This is a genomic window from Billgrantia sp. Q4P2 (assembly GCF_052806135.1).
Genome location: NZ_JBRBAI010000044.1, coordinates 1 through 512 on the forward strand (window position 1 = coordinate 1; position 512 = coordinate 512).

Annotated in this window: 1 protein-coding gene; it reads left to right on the forward strand. The window is 70.3% G+C overall.

Annotation, left to right across the window (positions count from 1 at the left end):
- The coding region (locus ACUY1T_RS22030) for a pyruvate kinase (protein ID WP_446025704.1) at positions 1-512 on the forward strand (512 nt) is incomplete at both ends.

Genomic DNA, 512 nt, shown 5'->3' on the forward strand with positions numbered 1-512 from the left:
AACAAGGGCATCAACAAGCAGGGCGGCGGGCTCTCGGCCCCGGCGCTCACCGACAAGGACAAGGCCGACCTGCAGACCGCCATCGAGATCGGCGTCGACTACCTGGCCGTCTCCTTCCCGCGCCACGCCGAGGACATGTTTGAGGCGCGCCGCCTGCTCGGCGACGCCGGCCGCGAGATCGGCCTGGTGGCCAAGCTCGAGCGCGCCGAGGCGGTGGCCGACGACGCCACCCTCGACGGCATCATCGAGGCCTCTGAGGCGGTGATGGTGGCGCGCGGCGATCTCGGCGTGGAGATCGGCGACGAGAAGCTGATCGGCATGCAGAAGCGCATCATCAAGCGCGCCCGCACGCTCAACCGCGCGGTGATCACCGCCACGCAGATGATGGAGTCGATGATCGGCTCGCCGCTGCCCACCCGCGCCGAGGTGTTCGACGTCGCCAACGCCGTGCTCGACGGCACCGACGCGGTGATGCTCTCGGCCGAGACCGCCGCCGGCGACTACCCGGTGGA